Genomic DNA, 25,670 nt, shown 5'->3' with positions numbered 1-25,670 from the left:
ATGAAAGGATTAGTAATCAAAAACACGGGTAGTTGGTATCAGGTGAAAACCGATGACGGACAATCTATTGAATGTAAAATCAAAGGGAATTTCCGGTTGAAGGGGATTCGCAGTACTAATCCTGTTGCAGTGGGTGATCGTGTCCGGATTATACTTAATCAGGAAGGCACTGCTTTTATCAGTGAAATAGAAGATAGAAAGAACTACATCATCCGCCGCTCGTCCAATCTTTCCAAACAATCTCATATCCTTGCTGCCAATCTCGACCAGTGTATGCTGGTGGTAACCATCAATTATCCGGAAACTTCCACTATTTTTATTGATCGCTTTCTTGCATCCGCAGAGGCCTATCGCGTCCCTGTCAAACTGGTATTTAATAAGGTAGATGCTTACGACGAAGATGAGCTCCGCTATCTGGACGCCCTTATCAACTTATACACACAAATCGGCTACCCTTGCTTCAAAGTTTCCGCAAAGAACGGCACTGGAGTGGCTGAAATCAAAAAAGCACTGGAAGGCAAGATTACTTTATTTTCCGGACATTCGGGAGTCGGCAAATCGACTCTTATCAATTCCATACTGCCGGGCATAGAAGCCAAGACCGGCGAAATTTCTTCTTACCACAACAAAGGAATGCATACTACTACTTTCTCCGAAATGTTCCCTGTGGAAGGAGATGGCTATATCATCGATACTCCGGGTATCAAGGGCTTCGGCACATTCGATATGGAAGAAGAAGAGATCGGACATTATTTTCCCGAAATATTCAAAACCTCCGCCGACTGCAAATATGGCAACTGTACACATCGTCATGAACCGGGATGTGCCGTACGCAAAGCAGTGGAAGAGCACCTCATCAGCGAATCCCGTTATACCTCTTATCTCAATATGTTGGAAGATAAAGAGGAAGGAAAATATCGGGCTGCTTACTGATTAACTCTTTTTTACTCTTCCTTTCTTTAAACCTTTCCCATCAGGGGAAGTCTAATTTTTGAAGATGTACAATATAATTGCCATATACAATACTAAACCATGAATAAGAAGACTAAATGGGGCATCATTATTCTTGTTGGTGCCGGGATTATCGGTGGAGGAATCTACTCACAATTACCGAAAAAAAACGACGAACTAGCAGCCGCCGACAAAGTGATGGGCAGTAATAAAAAAAGAGGGAAACAAGTTTTAAATGTAAATGCCAAGGTCATAAAACCACAATCTCTGACAGATGAGTTCACCACTACTGGTGTACTTCTACCCGATGAAGAAGTGGATTTATCTTTCGAAACGTCGGGAAAGATTGTAGAAATCAACTTTGAAGAAGGAACAGCCGTAAAGAAAGGCCAATTACTAGCCAAAGTGAATGACAGGCAGTTGCAGGCACAATTGCAAAGGTTGATTTCGCAATTGAAACTGGCAGAAGACCGTGTATTCCGCCAGGATGCTTTATTGAAACGGGATGCTGTCAGTAAAGAAGCCTACGAACAGGTGAAAACGGATTTAGCAACTCTGAATGCCGATATAGAAATTATCAAAGCTAATATTGAACTGACAGAGCTACGTGCTCCGTTTGACGGAGTGATCGGACTTCGCCAAGTCAGTATCGGTACGTATGCGTCTCCGACCACAGTCGTTGCCAAGCTGACAAAAATCGCTCCACTGAAGGTTGAATTTTCCGTTCCGGAACGCTATGCCAAGCAAATCAAAAAGGGTACCAATCTCAATTTCAGCGTTGAAGGAACATTGGATGCTTTCGGCGCACAGGTATACGCTGTAGAATCTGCCATCGATCCGAATCTGCATCAATTTACCGCCCGTGCATTATACCCGAATGTCAATCGCACCCTGCTCCCCGGCCGTTATGCCAGTGTGCTGTTGAAAAAGGATGAAATTCCTAATGCAATAGCCATCCCAACGGAAGCAATTGTGCCGGAAATGGGTAAAGATAAAGTCTATCTATATAAATCAGGAAAGGCCGAACCGGTGGATATTATTACCGGTATCCGCACCGCATCTGAAGTGCAAGTGATTAGAGGATTGCACGTAGGAGACACAATCATCACTTCAGGAACATTGCAACTCCGTACCGGACTCGCCGTAACACTTGACAATATTGAAGAATGAGAATGTCTGATTTATGAATTCTGATTTATGATTTATAAGCCAAATAATTTATGATTTATAAGTCAGCAGAATACAGCAAACATTCAGAAACCAGAAACCAGAATTCAAAAATCAGAAATCTTCAATCCATAACTCAGAAATCATAATTCAGAAATCAGAAATCATAAATCAATGAACATCTCCGAATTAAGTATACGTCGCCCGGTATTAGCCACAGTATTAACGATTATTATCCTCCTTTTCGGATTCATCGGATACAACTATTTGGGTGTCCGCGAATATCCGTCGGTAGATAATCCGATTATTTCTGTCAGCTGCTCTTATCCGGGAGCTAATGCCGACGTTATCGAAAACCAGATAACTGAACCGTTGGAACAGAATATCAACGGTATTCCCGGTATCCGTTCTTTGTCCAGTGTGAGCCAGCAGGGGCAAAGCCGTATCACTGTAGAATTTGAATTGTCCGTCGATCTGGAAACAGCGGCCAACGACGTACGTGACAAGGTTTCACGTGCCCAACGTTATCTGCCTCGCGACTGTGACCCACCGACAGTTTCAAAAGCGGATGCCGATGCCATGCCTATCTTGATGGTTGCCCTTCAAAGTGACAAACGTTCTTTGTTGGAGTTAAGTGAAATAGCGGACCTGACTGTGAAAGAACAATTACAGACTATTTCCGATGTAAGTAGTGTATCTATCTGGGGAGAAAAGCGTTACTCCATGCGCCTTTGGCTCGACCCGGTAAAGATGGCAGGCTACGGTATCACTCCCGTCGATGTTAAAAACGCTGTAGATAACGAAAATGTGGAACTTCCTTCAGGTAGTATCGAAGGAAATACCACCGAGTTGACGATCCGTACGCTAGGATTGATGCATACCGCAGATGAATTCAATGACTTGATTGTCAAAGAAGAGAATAACCGTATTGTACGATTCAGTGATATCGGACGTGCTGAACTGGGCCCGGCTGATATTAAGAGTTATATGAAGATGAACGGCGTTCCTATGGTGGGTGTCGTAGTCATTCCACAGCCGGGAGCCAACCACATTGAGATTGCGGATGCTGTATACCAACGTATGGAGCAAATGAAAAAAGACTTGCCGGAAGATGTACACTATAATTATGGTTTTGATAATACCAAGTTTATCCGTGCGTCTATCAATGAGGTTAAGTCCACTGTATATGAAGCTTTTGTACTCGTAATCATCATTATCTTCCTCTTCCTGCGTGACTGGCGCGTCACGTTGGTACCTTGTATCGTAATCCCTGTTTCGCTTATCGGTGCTTTCTTCGTTATGTATCTGGCAGGATTCTCCATCAATGTGCTTTCCATGCTCGCCATCGTACTATCGGTGGGACTGGTGGTAGATGACGCCATCGTTATGACAGAAAATATCTACATCCGTATAGAGAAAGGAATGGCCCCGAAAGAAGCGGGAATAGAAGGAGCCAAAGAAATTTTCTTTGCCGTTATTTCCACCACTATTACGCTGGTAGCGGTATTCTTCCCTATCGTCTTTATGGATGGAATGACGGGACGATTATTCCGTGAGTTCAGTATCGTAATTTCGGGTTCGGTGATTATATCCTCATTTGCCGCATTGACTTTCACTCCGATGTTGGCAACGAAGTTACTCATTAAACGGGAAAAACAAAGTTGGTTCTATGCAAAAACAGAACCGTTCTTTGAAGGAATGAACCGGCTATACAGCCGTTCGCTTGCCGCTTTTCTTAGCAAACGCTGGATCGCTCTTCCATTTACTTTCATCACCATTTGCCTGATTGGTATTCTGTGGAATGCAGTTCCTGCGGAAATGGCCCCACTTGAAGACCGTTCGCAAATCAGTATCAATACACGAGGAGCGGAAGGCGTCACCTATGAATATATCAGGGATTACACAGAAGACATCAATCAACTGGTAGACTCCATTCTGCCTGATGCCGAGGCTGTAACTGCCCGTGTATCCAGCGGTAGCGGAAACGTGCGCATCACGCTGAAGGATATGAATGAACGTAATTATACCCAGATGGATGTGGCAGAGAAAATATCAAAAGCGGTACAGAAGAAAACAATGGCGCGTTCATTCGTACAGCAGCAGTCTTCTTTCGGCGGACGTCGTGGAAGCATGCCTGTACAATATGTACTTCAAGCTACCAATTTGGAAAAGCTGGAAGAAGTGTTGCCCAAGTTTATGGCTAAAGTATATGAGAATCCTGTTTTCCAGATGGCGGACGTTGATTTGAAGTTCAGTAAACCGGAAGCTCGTATTCAGATCAACCGCGACAAGGCCAGTATTATGGGAGTAAGTACCAAAAACATTGCTCAAACGCTGCAATATGGATTAAGTGGACAGCGTATGGGATATTTCTATATGAACGGTAAACAATACGAAATTCTTGGTGAAATCAACCGCCAGCAACGAAACAAACCGGCCGACCTGAAAGCTATTTACGTCCGTAGCAGTAGCGGGGATATGATTCAGCTGGACAACTTGATTGAATTGGAAAGCGGTATTGCACCTCCAAAGTTGTATCGTTATAACCGTTTTGTGTCAGCTACCATCTCTGCGGGATTGGCAGACGGCAAAACAATCGGGCAAGGTTTGGATGAAATGGATAAGATTGCCAAAGAAACATTGGATGACACTTTCCGCACTGCCCTGTCGGGAGACTCGAAAGAATATCGTGAAAGTTCCTCCAGTCTGATGTTCGCCTTTATCCTGGCTATCCTTTTGATTTATCTGATTCTGGCAGCCCAGTTTGAAAGTTTCAAAGATCCGTTGATTATCATGTTGACAGTGCCGCTGGCTATTGCCGGAGCTTTGGTCTTCATGTATTTCGGAGATATTACGATGAATATTTTCAGTCAGATCGGTATTATCATGCTGATCGGTCTGGTGGCGAAGAACGGTATTCTTATTGTAGAATTTGCCAATCAGAAACAGGAAGCCGGAGAGGATAAAATGAGTGCCATCAAAGATGCTGCCCTTCAACGCCACCGTCCGATTCTGATGACAAGTGCCTCTACGGTTTTGGGACTTATCCCGCTGGCATTTGCCACCGGAGAAGGTTGTAACCAGCGTATTGCCATGGGTACGGCGGTAGTGGGTGGTATGGTCGTATCCACTCTGCTTACGATGTACATTGTACCGGCTATTTACAGTTACATTTCGACTAACCGAATCAAAAAACTACAAGAATGAAACAGAAAGGAATTTGCATGAAACGCATCATTTATATCACCATTGCATGTGCCTTCTTATCAGTCTCTTTTGCAAAGGCACAAGTTCTCACTCTCAAGGAGTGTCTGGAAGAAGGATTGCAAAACAATTACTCTTTACGTATCATCCATAACGAAGAGCAGATCAGCAAAAACAACGCAACGTTGGGAAATGCGGGATACCTGCCTACACTGGACTTCTCTGCCGGATATACCGGAAACCTCGACAATATTGAGACCAAGGCGCGTGCTACCGGGGAAATAACAAAGCATAACGGAGTCTACGATCAGACGGTTAATGTCGGCCTTAACCTCAACTGGACTATTTTCGACGGATTCAATATCAGTACCACCTACAAACAGTTGAAAGAGCTGGAACGCCAGGGGGAAACCAACACGCGTATTGCTATTGAAGATTTTATTGCTGCCCTGACTTCCGAATACTATAACTTTATCCAGCAGAAGATTCGCCTGAAAAACTTTCATTATGCAATGTCACTTTCCAAAGAGCGCTTGCGCATAGCCGAGGCTAGTCACCTGGTCGGTAAGTTTTCAGGGCTGGATTATCAGCAGGCAAAAGTGGATTTCAATGCAGACAGTGCCCAATACATCAAACAACAGGAATTGCTACATTCTTCACGCATCCAGTTGAATGAACTGATGGCTAACAACAATGTCAATCAAAACATTATTATCAAAGACTCCACCATCGACGTACACAGCGACTTGCAATTTGATGATTTGTGGAATTCTACGTTAGCAACCAATGCTTCTTTGCTCAAGGCCGATCAAAACACGGTACTTGCCCAATTGGACTACAAGAAAATAAACTCACGCAACTATCCATATCTCAAATTAAATACCGGATATGGATATACGTTCAACAAGTATGACATCAATGCAAACAGCAGAAGAGGTGAACTGGGCTTCAATGCCGGAATAACTGTCGGTTTTAATATCTTCGACGGTAATCGCCGCCGCGAAAAGAGAAATGCAAGTCTGGCTTTCAAAAATCGTCGCCTGGAACGACAGGACTTGGAATTAGCACTCCGCTCTGATCTCAGTAACCTATGGCAAGCCTATCGCAACAATCTTCAATTGTTGAATCTGGAACGTCAAAACCTGATAACTGCCAAAGATAATCACGATATTGCCATGGACCGTTATATACAGGGGGACCTCTCCGGTTTTGAAGTGCGTGAAGCACAAAAAAGTTTGTTAGATGCAGAAGAACGCATCCTCTCTGCTGAATATAACACGAAACTTTGCGAAATATCCCTGTTGCAAATCAGCGGAAAGATTACGAAATATCTGGAATAAGGAAGTAGTTTCCATTTATTTTTTTTATTGGGTTAATCTTCTTATCGGGAGGGTTAACCCAATTTTTACTGTATAAAAAACAGTTATTACATACCGATGTTTTTCTTTCTTCCTACATTTGCATACTATAAAAACATTAAATAATAAAAGCCATGAGAAAACTAAGTCTTTTCTTACTGCTACTTTTTATCCTGACAAACGCCTCAGCCCAAAAAGCAACAGATTACAGAAAACAACAGAACTACAAAGAATGGGTACACATCGCCCCTAAATTTGACGATGATTTCTTCAAGACGGAAGAAGCCCAACGCATCGGTGACAACGTGTTACTCTATCAACAAACGACCGGAGGCTGGCCCAAGAATATCTATATGCCGGCAGAACTGACGGAACAAGAATATAATGCGGCACTAAAAGCTAAAGAAGATACCAACCAAAGCACCATCGACAACAATGCCACCACGACAGAAATAGAATATTTGTCACGGCTTTATCTGGCTACGCAAAAGGAGAAATATAAAGAAGGAGTGCTGAACGGTATTCAATATCTGCTCAAATCGCAGTATGAAAACGGTGGATGGCCTCAATTTTATCCGCGTCCCAAAGGTTATTACGTACAAATCACCTACAATGACAATGCAATGGTGAGAGTCATGAATCAACTTCGGAGCATATACGAAAAGAAAGCTCCGTACACTTTCCTTCCTGACAATATCTGTGAACAAGCACGTAATGCATTTAATAAAGGGATAGAGTGTATACTCAAAACGCAGGTGCGCCAAAATGGAGAGTTAACAGTGTGGTGCGCCCAACATGACCGTGTCACTTTGGAACCCTGCAAGGCACGTGCCTATGAACTCCCGTCACTAAGCGGACAAGAGTCGGACAATATTGTATTACTGTTGATGTCACTTCCCCATCCATCTGCAGACGTTGTAAAATCCATAGAAGGTGCTATCAAATGGTTCCAAAAGTCTGAAATAAAAGGAATACAGAAGGAATATTTCACCAACAGTGATGGCAAAAAAGACTATCGCATGGTTCCCTGTGAAGACTGTCCTACTCTTTGGGCACGTTTTTATGATCTGGAAACAAACCGGCCTTTTTTCTGCGACCGTGATGGCATTAAAAAATATGATATATCGGAAATCGGACACGAACGCCGAAATGGTTATAGTTGGTATAACAAAGATGGAAGCAAGGTGTTGAAGAGATATGAAAAATGGAAAAAAGAACAGAATAAGTAATCATAACAGATGAAAGGTCGATATTTACACTGAAAAAGTTAATATCCGGAAAGTCTTTAAGTCCTTAAAATAAGAAGAGGGGCTGTCTAACAATAAAATAGTCAGACAGCCCCTTTATTAATTCAAGGCATTTACAGCCTCTTCTTACCGTTTTATCCCAACAGGTATCAACCGGTTATTTTTTGCAATTCCACGGTTTCAACTGTTTGAAGAAGTCGTTACCCTTATCATCTACCAAGATAAATGCAGGGAAGTTTTCTACTTCGATCTTCCAGATAGCTTCCATACCCAATTCCGGATATTCCACACATTCGATGCTCTTGATGTTGTTCTGTGCAAGGATAGCTGCCGGACCTCCGATAGAACCAAGATAGAAACCACCATATTTCTGACAAGCATCTGTCACCTGCTGGCTACGGTTACCTTTTGCCAACATCACCATGCTACCGCCATGACTTTGGAACAGTTCTACATAAGAGTCCATACGTCCTGCCGTAGTAGGACCCATAGAGCCACAAGCCATGCCTTCCGGAGTTTTTGCCGGACCTGCATAATAAATAGGATGATCCTTAATATATTGTGGCAAGTCTTCACCGCGGTCCAAACGTTCTTTTAGTTTAGCATGAGCGATGTCACGACCTACGATAATCGTTCCGTTCAATGACAGACGGGTAGCAACCGGATATTTAGTCAGTTCTTTCAGGATTTCAGGCATCGGACGGTTCAGGTCGATCTTCACAACATCACCTTCACCTGCCTGACGCAGTTCAGCCGGAATCAGTTCACCCGGATTTGAATCCAGTTTCTCAATCCAGATACCTTCCTTATTGATTTTACATTTGATGTTACGGTCGGCAGAGCAAGATACACCCAAACCTACCGGACAAGATGCACCATGACGAGGCAGACGGATGATGCGTACATCGTGAGCAAGATATTTACCTCCGAATTGTGCACCCAACCCAATCTTGTGAGCTTCTGCCAATACTTCTTTTTCCAGTTCGACATCGCGGAATGCACGACCATATTCGTTTCCGGTAGTCGGCAGGTTATCATAGAAATGAGTAGAAGCTAATTTCACTGTCAACAGGTTCTTTTCAGCAGAAGTACCACCGATTACGAAAGCGATATGATAAGGAGGACAAGCGGCTGTTCCCAATGTCTTCATCTTTTCAACCAGGAACGGAACCAATGTACCGGGATTCAGGATCGCTTTTGTTTCCTGATACAAATATGTCTTGTTGGCAGAACCACCACCTTTTGTTACACAAAGGAATTCATATTCCATACCTTCGGTAGCTTCGATGTCAATCTGTGCAGGGAGGTTACATTTTGTATTTACCTCATCATACATATTCAGAGGCGCATTCTGTGAATAACGCAGGTTTTCTTCAGTGTATGTTTTATATACGCCCAGTGAAAGTGCTTCTTCATCAGAATATCCAGTCCATACCTGCTGTCCCTTTTCACCATGGATAATAGCAGTACCGGTGTCCTGGCAGAATGGAAGTACGCCTTTTGAAGCAACTTCTGCATTGCGCAGGAAAGTCAACGCCACATACTTATCGTTTTCGCTTGCTTCCGGATCACTCAGAATCTTAGCAACTTGTTCGTTGTGCGAACGACGAAGCATGAATGATACATCACGAAAAGCAGCATTAGCCATCGCAGTCAAACCTTCTTTTTCAATTTTCAGGATGGGATTTCCTTCAAACTCGCTTACTGATACATAGTCTTTTGTAAGCAGATAATACTCAGTTGTATCTTTTCCCTTTTCAAACATGGGCTGATACTTAAACGGAGGTGTTGCCATAAGTTTCTTATTTTATTACGTAATGTTAGTTAGTGTGGCAAAGGTAATGATAAATTAAGAATTGAGAATTAAAAATTGAGAAATAAAACATTGTAGGATAAAAATAGGCAGGTCAATAAATGATAATTTTGCGGAGTGCCCTGAAAGGGCTTAATTATATAGCGTAGGGCAACGCCCTACGAAAAAACGGTAATCTGAATTTGCGCCCTAAAAGGGCATAATTGTATACAGTTCCGCCCTTTCAGGGCTTGTGGCTGGTGTGTTTTTTTCGTAGGGCGTTGCCCTACGCTATATAATTAAGCCCTTTCAGGGCACCCCAATAAATATATAATTGTAAGGCTTTCAGCCTAACCGCAAAATTCCCATTTAACCGCTAAATTCCCATTTACCGGCGTAGCGCCGGAGCAAGGTTTCCATTCGGTATTCCCTGAAAGAGATACAGTTCCACCCTTTAGGGTATGTCTAAAACGATAACATGCCGAATGGAAACCTTGTTGGGGCGCTACGCCCCTAAATTCTCATTTATTTATCTACTTATTTTTGACTCGCTACACTATTTCCGTTTTATCAATCATTTTGATTCGCTCGATGAGCTCATTTCCAAGAGCCGTTTTATCTTCAATATGTTTCAACACCGCAGTCACAAATGTATTGCTTTCGAAATCACCTCGCACTTGCTCAAAGTCCTGCTTCATTTCGTCATGAGAGCCATCAGCACCGAATCCAGTCATAGAAGATAACGAAAATTCTTTCTTAGCATCCTCATATACCATCTTATCCAATCCGACAACAGCTTGCTGCCAGGCTTTCACGATACCGATGATGTCTTGCGCTGTTATCGTTTCCGGATCTAGGCCATAAAATTCCTGGATCTTATGATAAGCCCATGTCCATTCATAAGTATAATAATTCTCGTGCATTTCCGCGAAGCTTGCATTGATGGACTTTAAACGATTGACTGCTCCTTTCTCAATACCATCCAGTAATCGGTCGATCTCACTCTTGGGAGCAATCAACCCGGAAACATCTACCCATTCGCCGATACCAATTTCCGTATCGGGTTTCAGGCGTTGGCGGATTTCTTCATTGCTCTGGAAGTTAATGCCTTCCAGTCGTTTTATAATGGAGTTTCCTAAGAACTTGTGAATAGCAATTTCATAAAAACGGATTCCGTTGTTCAAAGAAGAGTTCTTGATTTTAGCACTCTGGTAAGAGTAGATTTCTGAAGTTTCACCGGACACACGTTTCAATTCTTTCAAAATGGAACGCCCTTTGAACATCTTCTGAATGGTATAAGGACTCAACAGGTTATAGTTGATATAATCCAGCCTGTTCGGGTCTTTACGATTATCACGTTTCGGCCATTTTTGTGCGTCACGGATAGTACCTACACTTCTTAAGTTGACTCCCGGAACCAGATAAGTCGTATTCCGCTGCTCTATCAGGTAGGAGAAAGGAAGATTAGAAGTATCGGCATGATTGACATGACGTCCCATGACCAATGAGAAAGCTCCGACACGTGCCGGCCACAAGATATAGGAATCAGAAGTGGTCTTCGCTCCCCTTTCCATCGTTCCTTGATGGATAGGCCCCAACTTATACATGTGGTTGCTCTGATTGGATCCCGAACCTGCATTCATAAACGAGAACATTCCGGCAATCAGCAAAGTAGATTTATGATGTGTCACGGTGAAAGGACCTGCGAAAATAGCACATGCCTCACCGTTCTCTCCTTGGCAATTACTAAAAAACAAAGAATCGGAAGCGGAATAATTATGTCCCAATTTACAGGACTGCCCGACGAAGCAACGGGTCAGCATCGTACCGTCATCCACTTTTGAACCGGAAGAGATAATGAAGTCGTCACAAATTACCCCGTGACCGATATGTACAGGCGCTGTCACATTACTATTGACGCTTCCATTGGATAAACGGCAAGTTCCACAAATATGGCAGTAATCACCAATCCGGACATTCTTGATTGAACCTGTATTGAGAATCATGACATGATTGCCAATACTGCCGACGGCAGAAGCATGTTTATTGGAATAATAATCCGCAATAGATTTCATACGGTTAATCAGTTCGGGACGATGGCGATACAACGCAAGTATATACGCCTGATGAGCAGACAGTTTATCGTTCATCAACACTTCACGACCTCCTGTTTCATTCAAGACAGCCACTTCTACCCCATTACCGAAAGTGCTTAATCCATCCACTAAAATAATATCTACATTCTCAATGAAGGTATCACTACCGATCTCATAGTTAGCAATGTAGTTCTGGATATTCTCAATACAACAGTTATCGCCCACTGATACATTATGCAACGTCACATGACGCAATCCCGAATGTTTCTTGATTCCCCCCGGCAATGTAAATTCTGATTCAAATACCCCCAGTTTCACTTCACCCGAGAAACGGGTATGATGAACGTACTCACAATTAAAGCCCTCTGCCACTGATACATTTCCCCAATCATCGGCCAGACACGACTGGCTCTTCAACTGAAGTACCTCATCTTCAGTCAATCTACGATAGTCTTTCATATACTAAATGATTTATGAGTTATGATTTATGAATTATGATTTATGAACTGTGATGTTGTCCGTCATAATCGCACAGCCAACTCATAATTCAGAAATCAGAAATCATAAATCCCTCCCGTTTATTCTTCCTCTTCTTCGTAGGTCTGATAAAGAAAATCGTTATAGGGATATTTCTGAACGTGTAATTCTTTCACTCGCTGATAAACTACATTTTTCAGTTCGTCTATATTGATTCGTTCGCGGGCGGAAATAAAGAGGCAGTTATCCTCCATTTTTGCCATCCACGTCTTCATCAGTTCTTCGAGTGTTAAGTTTTCCTTTGTTCGGGGGGTAAGGTCGTCCGGCGCTTTCTCCACGTAGGTGTAAGCGTCTATTTTATTAAATACAAGTATCATAGGTTTGCCACTGCCGCCAATCTCTGCCAGTGTCTTGTTCACCACCTCAATCTGTTCCTCAAATCCGGGGTGGGAAATATCGACTACGTGTACAAGCAAATCTGCTTCACGCACTTCATCCAGGGTAGATTTAAAAGATTCTACCAGGTCGGTAGGCAACTTGCGAATAAATCCTACCGTATCCGACAACAAGAACGGTAGATTATCAATAATCACTTTACGCACAGTGGTGTCTAAAGTCGCAAATAGTTTGTTTTCTGCAAACACTTCGCTCTTGGAGAGAAGATTCATCATGGTTGATTTTCCCACGTTGGTATAACCAACCAGTGCAACACGTATCATGCGTCCGCGATTCTTTCGTTGGGTAGCTTTCTGCTTGTCAATCTCCGCCAGACGTTCTTTCAATAATGACATACGGTTCAGGATGATACGGCGGTCCATCTCGAGCTGTGTTTCACCCGGACCACGAAGTCCCACGGAACCTTTACCGCCACCGGCACCGGAACCTCCTCCCTGGCGTTCCAAGTGAGTCCAAAGTCGCTGCAAACGCGGCAACATATATTTATATTGTGCCAGCTCTACCTGCGTCTTCGCATTGGCTGTCTGTGCACGCATGGCAAATATATCAAGGATCAGTGAAGTACGGTCCAGTATCTTCACTTTCAGTTCGGCTTCAATATTACGAATCTGTTTCGCAGAAAGCTCATCATCAAAGATGACCATTCCTACTTCACGTTCTTCTTCCTCTTCGTTACGAATATATTGTCTGATTTCTTCCAACTTTCCTTTTCCGACATAAGTCACTGAATGAGCTGTCGGCAACTTCTGCGTAAATCGTTTCACTACTTCCGCCCCAGCCGTCTCGGCAAGGAAAGCCAGTTCATCCAGATACTCGTTCGTCTTACGCTCATCCTGCGTTTGTGTGATGAGTCCGACAAGCACTGCTGTCTCTACTTTGGCTTCGGATATTACAAATTCTTTCATTCTTTACTTCTATATATAATAATGTGGGCGCAAATATAACAAAAAAAAAGAGGACAATGTTTTATTGTCCTCTTTTTCGTATCATTTATCACCTTAGAATCTATAAATCAAACCACATCTTTTCCCAAATTTTAGGAGATTCTTTGGGTGCATTAGGATTAGCAGTCATTTCCTCAGGACTATATTCCCATCTACGAATAAGTTCCCGAGAAGTAGCTTCTGTTGGCACAGTAAGTACAGGTACCTCGTTACCATTGGATCCTGATCTTCTCCACTGTACAAATTCTTCCAACGGTCTGTCCATCAAATCAATCCATTGCTGAATATGAATCTCATATAAAGCTCTATCAGGTTCCAATGTGTTTAAATCATCCAAAGCATCAATAAATTCAGTTGTCTTTACCGGATCTGCTTCATAATAATCACAAGCTGTTTGAATAGCTTTCTTATATAATTCATTAGCCTTCACCAAATTAGAAGTTACTCCCAACCCACGTACATACGCTTCCGCTTCAAAAAATAACTGTTCCTGATAAGAATAAATTAATTCAGGTGCCTCTTTTCTAAAAAGATACTTACTTATAACGGAAGATAATAAATCCGCATTTTCATCATCAGTTTCTTCTGCTGCCTGCCGAGTATCCAAGCCTCGATACACCCCGTCAGCTCCCGGTTCAAAATATCTGGAAATACGAGAATCATTACGTTCCTGCATAGGCTTCAATACATTATTATTTGCAAAAAACATAATATTGATGCCATTTGTATACTTCTCCAATATTTTATATTTAGGATTTTCATTACCGGCAGTCTGTAAATATGGGAACTGCAGATTATCATCAGCCGAACTAATCATACCACCGTCACTTATCAACTTTCCAATCTGTTCTGCTTTCGTCGGATCTTTATCCACCATTGTCATTAAAGTTCTGAATTTTAAAGATTTGGCCAACCGAATCCACTTTTGCATATCACCTTTATAAAAAATATCGTAATCAGTAATGGCCAAAGGATCATCCAAGTTGATCTCATTCAACGCTTCATCCAACAAGCTTACTACACCATTCAAAACTACTTCCTGAGAATCAAATTTTGGATACTTAACTCCTTCTACCCAAGCCTCTGTAAATGGAATATCTCCCCATATCATTGTTGTCTCATAAATATGTTGAGCTAGAATAATTTTACATTGAGCAATTCCATTATGATTGACAGGAGTAGCTTCTTGAGCATTTTTGATAGCTAACTGCAAATTATTACCTCCAACAGAATAGTAATGCTTCCATGTATTACCAAGGCTATATGGATCTATGACATAATAACCTTCCGCCCAGCCCCCATAATCATCGCCGCCGTCTGCCTGACACTGGATACTTTGAGAAAGAGGAATGTAAGCATCTCCTCCGGTACGACTACCAGCCCAATTCACTACTGCATAATTGAATAAATATCCGGGATCCACCTTTTCCGCAGAATTTGGATTATGATTAACATCCAACCAATCACTACATGAGCTCAAAATAGCACATGTAAATATGATTGCTATAGTATATATTGATCTTTTATTTTTCATATTATTTCTCTTTGATAATTATTATAATGTCAATCTAATATTAAATCCGAAACTTCTTGTTGTCGGGATACTATTGAACTCAACTCCCCCACCGATCTGTGCAGGTCCAAAAAAGTTAGCTTCCGGATCAATGTGAGGCACATGATCTTTTATAATCCAAAGATTACGAGCCTCAAAGCCTAAATCAAGAGATTTGACAAAGAAACTTCTAAACCATTTTCTAGGAAAACTATAAGAAAAGTTCAACTCACGTAATTTAACATATGAAGCATCGAAAATATTACCCTCATTATTACTTGATTTTGCCACATGCCCCCAATAATCTTGCATACTTTTAACCGGCACATCATTAGCTCTGTAAGTTCCATCAGATTGTAAGATGACTCCCGGTTCAATAAACGACGCATCTTCTCGATGGGCAGCAGTTTCAGCAGCAAGTCCGGTAGTACGTAAAGTACCCACTGTTTCAGAGTAAAGAGAACCACCTTGACGAATATCTATCAGGAAACTCAATGTGAAACCTTTGTAAGAGAACGTATTATTAATACCCATTGTAAAGTCCGGGTAAACATCTCCCAAACGCACATTGTTTACAATTTCACGGAGTCCTGTCTTTTCGTTAATAACATAATTGCCCGAATCATCACGTTTCCAACCTGTACCATACAGACCAAACGAACCACCAACTTCCGCTTTTATCTGCAATCCACTCAATCCACTAGTCAACGAGTACTCATCCAACCCTTCTGCCAGCTCATCAACTTTCTGGGTGTTTTTTGCAAAAGTAGCCTCCAAGTCCCATTTAAAATCCTTAGTCTGTACAGGGGTAACTCCTAATGCTACTTCAATCCCTTTATTAGATACTTTTCCCGCATTAATATTATTGGCAAAATACCCCGTGGACAAAGGAACATCAATGCTTACGATTTGATTTTTAGTTACACTTTTATAATAAGTCAAGTCTAAACGAATACGATTTTGGAAAAAGCGTAAATCAGTACCTACCTCAAACGATGCCTGATTTTGTGGTTTAAGATTCTCATTCGGCAATACACGAGGGCCTGTAAATCCTACTAATCCATTATGGGGAAAAACATTCGTTAAATTATACTGCAAAAAATAAGAATTAACCGGAGTATATTGAAACGCCAACTGGTATGGTTGTTCATCACTACCGACATTAGCATAACTCATACGCAATTTTCCATAACTCAAAACATCCTTATTCTTCATCAATTCTGTAAAAATAAAACTACCACTAATTGACGGATAAAAATAAGAACGGTTATTTACAGGTAATGTAGATGACCAGTCATTTCTTCCTGTCACATCCAAGAATACCATATTCTTATAACTGAAGCTTATATCTCCATAAAGACCAACCAGCCGTTTCTTAGAGGTATAATTTACCGGACTCGTTGTCTTAGCATTAGTATATGCATACAATTCATCTACAACCAGATTTTGCGCCAACACATTATTATTTCTCCAGTCTTCCTGATATATATTGTGTCCCAACATTACTTTTACTCCATAATCTTCCGCAAATGTTTTCTCATACGATATCATCAAATCATTATTCAAAATACGCTTATAGAGATCCCATGTCTGGAACTGTCCTTCAAGATTACCAATTGTCCCTTTCGAATATACTTTACGTCTGGTTTCTGTATAAAAGTCAGTTCCTGCATTATTCGAGATTGTCAGTCCTTCTATCGGTTTATAAGTCAAAACAATATTGCCGATAAGACGATCCAACTGATTAGTAAATTTATTCTTGTTGATTATCCAATACGGATTGTTACTCTTTCCTTCCGGATCCAGTGATATTTGCTTACCGTATTCGTCAATCCAATTGTTTTTCACATCGTTGATATTTACCGTACGCGGCATTCCGTTTATCAAAGGAATGAGCAAGTTATTATCATTAGATCCCTGAGCAGGCCGTCCTTCCGAATCAGAGCGGATGTACTGTGCTGAAACTCGCCCTGTGAAGTTCTTGGTGAAATTCATACCACCATTAACGGCAAAAGCATATTTATTATAATCGGATCCGGGCACCACCCCTGTCTGATTAGTAGTAGAGACACTGATTCTAAAATCAGAACGTTCTGTACCACCAGCAATTGCGACATTATTTATATAACTCATACCTGTCTCATAGAAATCTTTTACATTGTCAGGATATGCTTGCAAAGTAACCTGTTCTCCTTTAAAATCTGCAAATGTCTGATCTTGCACAGAAGATATCTTAGGCCCCCAACCATTCAACATTTTTACATTATATTTGCCATAACTTCCTTGTGCGTAATCATTTTGAAAATCTGGCAGTTTCAAAACATTCTCAAAACGTGTGGAAGAATTAACTGTAACAGATACCTGCGAATTGCGACTACCTTTTTTGGTAGTTATTACGATAGCACCATCTTTCGCACGCGCACCATACAATGCAGTTGCCGCAGCCCCTTTTAAAACATTAATAGACTCGATATCATCCGAGCTAATATCTCCTGCACGGTTTCCAACATCAACAATGCCATTAGTTCTGTCCGGATTGAACGCCCCATTGTCAATAGGCAAACCATCAACAATAAAAAGTGGAGACGACACGCTACCAATAGAAGAAGCACCACGAATCTGAATACTAGAACTTCCCCCTGCAGTACCTGACGACTGTCCAATCTGTACACCTGCGATCTTACCTGATAAGGAGTTTAAAACATTACTTTCACGTGCCTTGGTTATTTCATCACCTTTAACACTTGTCACTGAATATCCCAAAGACTTTTCAGAACGTTTAATCCCCATCGCAGTCACCACAACCTCATCAAGTTTCTGAGAATCAGATTTTAGCACAACTTTCAGATTCGGTTTTATAACCACTTCCTGCGTCTGCATACCAATATACGAAATCTGCAAAGTCTTTGCAGAACTAAATACAACTATAATATCTTGATTACTAATAATATACACGATGTTTACTTTCCTTCGGCAATAAATCTTTCGTTGCCGTTATTATGCAGATTATCAATATGTTAAATACCTACCAAACGTATTAATTTGCAGATTTATGATACCAGATTTCTATCAAAAATAGGGCATAACCATCTATTTATTAATTATTTAAGTTCTTATCTTATATGATATAAGCTAAAACTTATTTCCATCTTAACTGTTGAAGATGGTTTTATTGTTCTAAATTATATCCAATAATTATTGACTATAATAATATATTCATTAGCAAACGATAATCTAAGAAAAAGAAAAACTCCAGATGAAAAAATGCATATTTTATTACTGTATATTTTAAAATATGCAGGGGTGGATTTAAATATTCTCCAAAATCGCAGAGAATATGATTGATGAATATTCATATTGGATGGTTATATGCTTTTTCTGTATCAAAGAGATTGTGTAATTACATCTAATTATGTAAAAAGAAGTATTTATCATTTATCTGACGCCAAAATGAAAGAACCCCAAATGCCGGATTCTAATAGCTATTAGAGGCTATCAGGGTTATAAATTAACTTTTAATCCTTTCCTTTTAAAGAAAGCAAGGGCTTCTCTACGACCAATGACCCGTTCCTTTTAAAGGAACACTTTATTCCTTTAAATGGGACGAGTGATAATATTCGTAATAACGATGTGTATTTAGGTTATGTATATGCGTTTTTGAAACTGATATTGCATATTCTTTCATTTAATTATACACTTTTCTTTCTATTAGAGAAAATTAGACCCTCCATTTCTAAAACTAAATCTTAAAAACAGAACACTTTCATCTAGCTTTTGTACCTATTATTATTTTTTGATGAGGCCGTTTTCTCAAGATCACGTACCACTGTTATATCCATTATATTTGCATATACCTGTGTAGTCTTCACACTTTTGTGTCCTAATAGCTTTTGTACCGTAGTAATATTGGCACCACTATATAATAATAAGGTGGCATTTGTATGCCGGGCGGTGTGGAATGACACACGTTTATCTATTTTCGCCAAGCCTGCTAATAAATTCAATTCTTTGTTGATATTAGAATTGTCTTTTAACTTAAAGAAGCTGTCAAGATCATCTTTATAGCGTTGCAATATCTCGATTCCTTTGCCTTCAAATAATAAGTATAAAGGAAGACGTACCTCAATACCAGTTTTAACAGACTTGTATATAATCCAGGTTTCCTGATGGAATTCAACAATATTTGCGGAGGTCAGACTGGTGAAATCAGAATATCGTAACCCTGCGTAGCAACAAAATAAAAAAGCATCTTTTGTTTTTTGTAGCCTCGTATATCTTCCTGTTAGCTGTAAATTTTCAAAGCGATATAACTCTTCCGGAGCCAGGTGCGTATGACTTCCCTCTATACTTTTAATTTTATACTTTCTAAAAGCATACTTTTGTATATCCATATATTCCTTATTTATAGCAACGTTAATATATCGTTTTAGATGCTTCATGTGCTTGGCAATGGTATTAAGGTGATAGCCTTTAGACTGCAGGTGATTATCAAATGAGGACACAAATTCAAATGTCAAATCGGTGAATAATATCTCTTTCTTAAATTCCTGAAGTAATTCAAGGGTGGAAAGATGATTTTGTCTGGTGCTCTCTTTCAAAAGAGAATTAGCTACTTCTTCTTTGAAGAAAGTTAAGAATGAGCTCCCGTTACTTAGAGGCTTATCAATCGAATTCTTTAATAAATCTAGCGATATTGGCTTTCCTTGTTGCCATAATCCAAGTTCAGTATGCTCAATAGCTGCTATATTCTCATACAACATACGATTCAAAACATTGGCGTTAGGATGATTCTTCACCATCTTTCGTTTAGCATCCCACTGATCGGGTTTGAGATATATTTTGGTGGAGAAATACATTTTTTTTCTGTTCAGATAGGCCTCTACCTGTACTAACGCCATTCCTTTTTTATTCAATCTCTTCTTTCTGTTAAACACAAGGTTGTAACTGATCTTTTCCATACTTTCATTTTTAAATTAATAATAGAACAAATTAGACGTAATTCTGTGCTATATCAGAGACGAATAAGCATTAATATCTCTAAAAAAAACAAATCTCCAAATAACCGAGTATTCACAAAACTTTAAATTAAATGCCACTTTTTTATTCGCTTTTCCACGAAAAAAGCAAAAAGAATAGCTTTTAAAGGTGTTTTATGACTAAAAACGAGTAAAAGAAATATTAAAAGATGCATTTTGCTCATGCAAAGTGTTACTAGCTATTTTAGCAATCAGCGCTTTTAATAAGAAAAAACATGCTTATCGGCATAAATACAGCACATAAAATAACAAAATGTTATATTTGCAACCTTTTTTTATTAATATAATTGTTAGTTTCAGTTTTATTAATATATTTGCAAATTGTTAGAGTAAAGATACAAATAATGTAAAGTTAAACTTTAAGAGAGAATTTATGAAAAGAAAATTGATGCTGTTATTGGCATGCCTTTTTGTGGGCATAGGCCTGGTAACTGCCCAAACTCAAAAAATCACAGGCGTTGTGATTTCTGAAGAAGACGGGCAGCCAGTTGTTGGCGCTTCTGTGTTGGTAAAAGGTACCACTCAAGGTACAATCACAGATGTAGATGGTAATTTTAATTTGTCGAATGTACCAAGTTCTGCAAAGACTTTGCAGATTTCGTATATTGGTATGCAGACGCAGGAAGTGGCGATAAAGCCCAATTTGCGAGTGGTTCTCAAATCTGATGCACAGCTAATAGATGAGGTTGTGGTAACCGGATATGGGGTAACTAAAAAAGCGGCATTTACGGGATCTGCCCAAACGGTGGATAACAAGGACTTGATGAAAAAAACAGATGCAAACTTTATGAAGTCTTTGGAAGGATCAGTAGCTGGTTTACAAGTAAATAGCTTGACTGGACAACCTGGTGCATACGCTTCTACTACTATTCGTGGAGTTGGTTCAATGAATTCTGGAACCGAACCTTTATACGTAATTGATGGTATTGCCATTTACACAGACAAAATGGGGGCTTATAACAAAGCCGGAACAGGGGATATGGCGGCAAGTCCGATGGCTAATATCAATCCTAACGACATTGAGTCCATCACAGTTTTGAAAGATGCTACAGCTACAGCTATTTATGGAGCTCGTGCAGCGAATGGAGTAATTGTAGTTACTACTAAAAAAGGTAGTCTGGGAAAAGCGCGTTTTAATGTGAATGCAAAAGTCGGAACTAGTTTTGTAGGTAAGATAGATCATAATTATCGTACGACAAATCTGGATAAATACAAAGAGATCTGGACCGAAGGACTAACAAATGCAGGATATGACGGTGAGGATGGCATGACTTCTGCTGAATGGCTGAATGCCTATGTTATGGATTGGTATAATGTGGACTTGACGCAAAATATCAAGAGTGTGGATTGGCTGAAGGAGATTCTGCAAAATGGTTTTTCACAAGAATATGATATCAGTGCTCAAGGTGGGAATGAAAATTTGCGCTATTATATTAGTGGAGGATATTTTCAGAATACAGGTATCGTCATCGGAACTGGAATGAAACGCTATAGCGGACGTATTAGTTTAGATGGAAAAAGCGGGCGGATAGGATATGGACTTTCGGTGAATGGAGCACTCTCCGATATAAACAATACTATGACTGAAAGCCAATATACTAATCCTATTGTAGCAGTATATGACATCCGTCCGTTTGAACAGGTGCGCAATGAAGATGGAACATATAATACAAATGTTAATTATAATCCTGTAGCCATTAACGATAAAGAAAAAGGTGATAAACGCAATCAAAAGCAGATTACATTGGTTGTGAATCCATATTTTACTTATAATATTATTGATGGCTTAACATGGAAGACAAATGCAGGATTGAGCTTAATTGACTTGGACGAGTTCTTTTACAGTTCAATTTATAATCCTCAATATTCCGGTAGCGGTATGCTTGGTCAAAGAAATCAGGAAAGGGCAACAACCTTGACCATTACCAATACCGTAAACTTCAACCGCACTTTCAAAGACATGCATCATTTGAATGTATTGTTGGGACAAGAAGCACAGAAAATATCTTATAGAACAATTTATGCAGCTGCCAGTGGATATCCTAGTGATGCTGTTTTTGAATTGGACAATGCTTCCAAGCCAACAGGGGCGGGATCTTCAACCAAAGCAAGCACTCTTTCTTCATTCTTTATGAATGCAGAATATAACTTGAATGATAAATATTATCTGTCAGGCAGTTTCCGTTATGACGGCTCGTCAAGATTTGGTGTAAACAACAAATGGGCTCCTTTCTGGTCTATAGGAGCAAAATACCGCATCTCTAACGAAAGCTTTATGGAAAATACCAAAAGTTGGTTGACAGATTTGACTATCAGAGGTAGTTATGGAACTGTAGGTAATCAGGATATTGGTTATTATGCAGCAATGGGATTATATAATTATGGATATTCTTATAATGGTAAACCAGGAGCTATTCCTTACCAAATAGCCAATCCGGATCTAAAATGGGAGACTGTTGCAAAAGCCGATATCGGTATCCATGCTGTTTTCTTCGAAAGACTGACACTCGAAGTAGACTATTATAACCAACGGACAAAAGATATGATATTTGATGTACCACTTTCTTACACAACTGGATTCGGGTCTATCCTAAAAAATGTAGGTGAGATGGAAAACAAAGGTATAGAATTCTTGATTAACGCTAACGTACTTAGAAATAAGGATTTCAGTTGGGATGTTCGTTTCACTGGTACGGCAAATAAAAATAAAATCATAAAACTTGCCACAGAAAAACCAATTGAGAATACTCTAACTATCAGAAAAGTTGGCGAGGCGTATAATACATTCTATATGCCGGAATATGCAGGAGTGGATCCTGAAACAGGAGAAGCAATGTGGTATAAAGGACAAGAAGGGGATGAGAAAACAAAAAATGTAAATGAGGCCGGTCAGCGAATTGTAGGTTCTGCCGATCCTAAATTTTATGGTGGCTTTGGAATGAATTTCAAATACAAAGGTTTTGACTTCTCTTTTGATACCAGTTTCACCTTGGGAAATAAAGTATATAACTCCGGATTTGCATTTGATATGCAGGTTGGACATTATTTCTTAGGTCCGGTATCTAACTATGTTTATGACAACCGCTGGCAAAAGCCGGGAGATATAACCGACGTACCCAAATTTGTAGCTGGAGACAACTCGGGAGCAGAAACTAATTCCAGCCGTTTCTTAATGAACGGTTCTTATTTGAGAATGAAATCCATGGTTTTAGGATATACTCTTCCGAAGAACCTTATGAATAAAGTGGCTATTGACAATTTAAGAGTTTATATCTCTGCTGACAATTTGTTCACTATCACTGCTAAAGATTTTATAGGATTTGATCCACAAACTAGATCTACCGGTATGCAGTCTTGGGCATATCCTGTACCTAGAAATATCATGTTCGGTCTTAATCTTAGCTTCTAAAAAATAACTTTAGAAATTTATGACAATGAAGAAAATATTATTTGCTTTATTAACCGGTTGGATGGCAATTTCATTCACCGCATGCGATGACTTCTTGACAGAAACGCCATCAACTTCTGTTCCGACAGAAGAAGCCTTGGTTACTACCCAAGATTTTCAGAATGCTTTAAATGGTGTATATTACACATTAGGTTCATATCGTTTTCTGGGACGTGATGTATTAGCAATTGGAGATGCGCCAACGGATATCACTTCACATTCCGTTGCAACGTCTCATTTCTATGACATCTTCCGCTATCAGATACTGGATACTAATTCATACATAGAAGAAATATGGGCATACGGATATTGGGCTATCGACCGTTGTGCACGTATCATTAAAGAAGGTGCTTCATTTAAAGAAGTAACAAAGGGGGATCTGACAGAAGTGGAAGGATGCATCGCTCAAGCCTATGCAATTAAAGCCCTCTGTTCTTTCTATTTGACTAACATGTTTGGTTTGCCATATTCGGAAGCCAACAAAACGACATTAGGTATCGTAAACGTTACTGAGCCCGTCCCTGCCTATTCACAGGTGTCAAGAGTTAGTGTAGAACAAAATTATAGCTTGATTCTTGATGATATAACGAAGGCTAAAGAATATTATGCTAAAGAAGGTGTTGAAAATGTAGGTAAACAGTATATGAATACGGCTGCAGTTGCTGCACTTGAAGCTCGCGTAAAACTCTATATGAAAAATTACGAAGGGGCTATTACGGCGGCTCAAGAGGCAATAACCCTAAGTGGTGGTACAATTGTATCAACCAAAGAAGACTATAAGAATATGTACACGACATTGGCTGTTTCGACAGAAGACATTTTCTTTATAGCAAAAGCCGAAGATGATTATTTATCTGCTAATGCTCTGAATACTTTATGGAATAAATACGGTTTGTCTATTAACAGCGCAACAATAGCAGAATATTCATCTAATGATATTCGTCTGGCACTTCTTGGCGGTACGTGGACTGGTGGAAAAATGCGTGGTATCACAACCAATAATCAGATTTCTAACTTGCCGGTTTTCAGACTGCCTGAAATGTATTTAATACAGGCAGAAGCATATGCAAAACAATCAACTCCTGATTATGGTAAAGCTAAAGAAAAACTGTTGGAAGTAGCGGCAAAAAGAAACCCGGATTTGGATGATAGTGAAATTGCAGAGGATCAGACGATTATTGATGTGATTGACAAAGAAAGAAAATTAGAACTGGTTCAAGAAGGACATCGCTTCTTTGATGCAAGAAGATTAGGCAAAATTATTAGTGTGGCAGATGGAGCGTATACTAATTTCAACATTGCCAAATTTGTGTACCCAATACCTTCTTTTGAAGTTAATTCAGGTTTTGGAGTTATACAAACAGAGGGATGGAGTGATAATCTACCTCGATAAAACATTTTTTAATATTGCCTCCATATAAGGATAAGTTTTAAATAAGTAGATGAGACCTGCAATTTTAGAATTAATCGAAATTGCAGGTCTTATTATTTATAAATATATACATAAATAGTTTTACGTAAGAAACATTTACTTCAACATCGTATCGAATAATGGGGAGAAGGAGCACGTCTATTAGACTACAGACGTTATATTGATCCGGAAGACTGGGAAATGACGATGATGATTCCAATGACAGAGTTCGACGGTAATGAAAGCTTAAATATTGCCACTGATCAGAATCCATAAACAATTCACTTCTTTTTAATGAAATAAAAAAGAGTAGATACAATATATCCAATTCCAAGATATAAAAAAGATACTGATTTATAAAGGTAAAAATGAGACTAAACTCTTTGGCAAGCCTTGGAGTTTTAGTCTCATTTCTATTAAGGGGGTTATAAAAAAACTCGGGAATCTATTTTTTACAAAAGTAATTTAAAATAAAATATTCCTGATAGTTGTCATCCATTTACGGCTTTATTTATATATATCTTATTAACT

The 25,670-nt window shown here is 39.8% G+C and carries 13 protein-coding genes; 7 read left to right on the top strand and 6 right to left on the bottom strand.

Features of this window, described 5'->3' with window-relative positions; genetic code table 11:
* The 5 genes from rsgA (at position 1) to pelA (ending at position 7,909) form a co-directional block, all read left to right on the top strand.
* Positions 1 to 933, top strand: a complete 933-nt coding sequence (rsgA, locus tag HMPREF9009_RS23895) for a ribosome small subunit-dependent GTPase A (RefSeq protein WP_008025096.1) — start codon at positions 1 to 3, stop codon at positions 931 to 933.
* A 99-nt stretch (positions 934 to 1,032) separates the two neighbouring features.
* Positions 1,033 to 2,121 (top strand): efflux RND transporter periplasmic adaptor subunit, encoded by a 1,089-nt coding sequence (locus HMPREF9009_RS23890; protein ID WP_004316320.1) that lies wholly within the window; start codon positions 1,033 to 1,035, stop codon positions 2,119 to 2,121.
* Between the two features lie 171 nt (positions 2,122 to 2,292).
* Positions 2,293 to 5,325: an efflux RND transporter permease subunit gene (locus HMPREF9009_RS23885; protein ID WP_049703582.1), complete on the top strand. Its 3,033-nt coding sequence runs from the start codon at positions 2,293 to 2,295 to the stop codon at positions 5,323 to 5,325.
* Positions 5,322 to 6,662 (top strand): TolC family protein, encoded by a 1,341-nt coding sequence (locus HMPREF9009_RS23880; protein ID WP_081357948.1) that lies wholly within the window; start codon positions 5,322 to 5,324, stop codon positions 6,660 to 6,662. The genes HMPREF9009_RS23885 and HMPREF9009_RS23880 overlap by 4 nt, the downstream gene beginning before the upstream one ends.
* A gap of 152 nt (positions 6,663 to 6,814) precedes the next feature.
* On the top strand, positions 6,815 to 7,909 hold the full coding sequence (gene pelA, locus HMPREF9009_RS23875) for a pectate lyase (protein ID WP_004306527.1): 1,095 nt from the start codon (positions 6,815 to 6,817) through the stop codon (positions 7,907 to 7,909).
* 175 nt (positions 7,910 to 8,084) lie between these two features.
* Here pelA and HMPREF9009_RS23870 read toward each other — a convergent pair whose 3' ends face one another.
* The 6 genes from HMPREF9009_RS23870 to HMPREF9009_RS23845 all read right to left on the bottom strand — a co-directional run bounded on the left by HMPREF9009_RS23870 (position 8,085) and on the right by HMPREF9009_RS23845 (position 20,202).
* Positions 8,085 to 9,722, bottom strand: coding sequence for a fumarate hydratase (locus HMPREF9009_RS23870; RefSeq protein WP_004306525.1), 1,638 nt, complete (start codon positions 9,720 to 9,722; stop codon positions 8,085 to 8,087).
* A gap of 548 nt (positions 9,723 to 10,270) precedes the next feature.
* Positions 10,271 to 12,274 carry a DUF4954 family protein gene (locus tag HMPREF9009_RS23865; RefSeq protein WP_004315614.1) on the bottom strand — a complete coding sequence of 668 codons (2,004 nt, stop codon included), beginning with the start codon at positions 12,272 to 12,274 and terminating at the stop codon, positions 10,271 to 10,273.
* 119 nt (positions 12,275 to 12,393) lie between these two features.
* The gene (gene hflX / locus HMPREF9009_RS23860; protein WP_004315613.1) at positions 12,394 to 13,653 is read right to left on the bottom strand and encodes a GTPase HflX; all 1,260 of its coding nucleotides are present in this window, start codon (positions 13,651 to 13,653) and stop codon (positions 12,394 to 12,396) included.
* A gap of 100 nt (positions 13,654 to 13,753) precedes the next feature.
* On the bottom strand, positions 13,754 to 15,226 hold the full coding sequence (locus HMPREF9009_RS23855) for a SusD/RagB family nutrient-binding outer membrane lipoprotein (RefSeq protein WP_008025100.1): 1,473 nt from the start codon (positions 15,224 to 15,226) through the stop codon (positions 13,754 to 13,756).
* Positions 15,227 to 15,247: 21 nt separating this feature from the next.
* Positions 15,248 to 18,199, bottom strand: coding sequence for a SusC/RagA family TonB-linked outer membrane protein (locus tag HMPREF9009_RS23850; RefSeq protein WP_009041213.1), 2,952 nt, complete (start codon positions 18,197 to 18,199; stop codon positions 15,248 to 15,250).
* An 812-nt stretch (positions 18,200 to 19,011) separates the two neighbouring features.
* Positions 19,012 to 20,202, bottom strand: a complete 1,191-nt coding sequence (locus tag HMPREF9009_RS23845; RefSeq protein ID WP_004315066.1) for a site-specific integrase — start codon at positions 20,200 to 20,202, stop codon at positions 19,012 to 19,014.
* A gap of 451 nt (positions 20,203 to 20,653) precedes the next feature.
* Here HMPREF9009_RS23845 and HMPREF9009_RS23840 point away from each other — a divergent pair, with 451 nt between their 5' ends.
* Positions 20,654 to 23,689: a SusC/RagA family TonB-linked outer membrane protein gene (locus HMPREF9009_RS23840; protein WP_008640806.1), complete on the top strand. Its 3,036-nt coding sequence runs from the start codon at positions 20,654 to 20,656 to the stop codon at positions 23,687 to 23,689.
* A 19-nt stretch (positions 23,690 to 23,708) separates the two neighbouring features.
* A complete protein-coding gene (locus HMPREF9009_RS23835) occupies positions 23,709 to 25,121 on the top strand; it encodes a RagB/SusD family nutrient uptake outer membrane protein (RefSeq protein ID WP_004299182.1) in 1,413 nt (470 codons plus the stop codon).
* The last annotated feature ends 549 nt before the right edge of the window (positions 25,122 to 25,670 follow it).

The sequence above is a fragment of the Bacteroides sp. 3_1_13 genome, assembly GCF_001185845.1.
GTDB classification, from domain to species: domain Bacteria; phylum Bacteroidota; class Bacteroidia; order Bacteroidales; family Bacteroidaceae; genus Bacteroides; species Bacteroides xylanisolvens.
The sequence above is the reverse complement of the archived record's forward strand: the minus strand, read 5'-3'. Positions and strand labels throughout refer to the sequence as shown.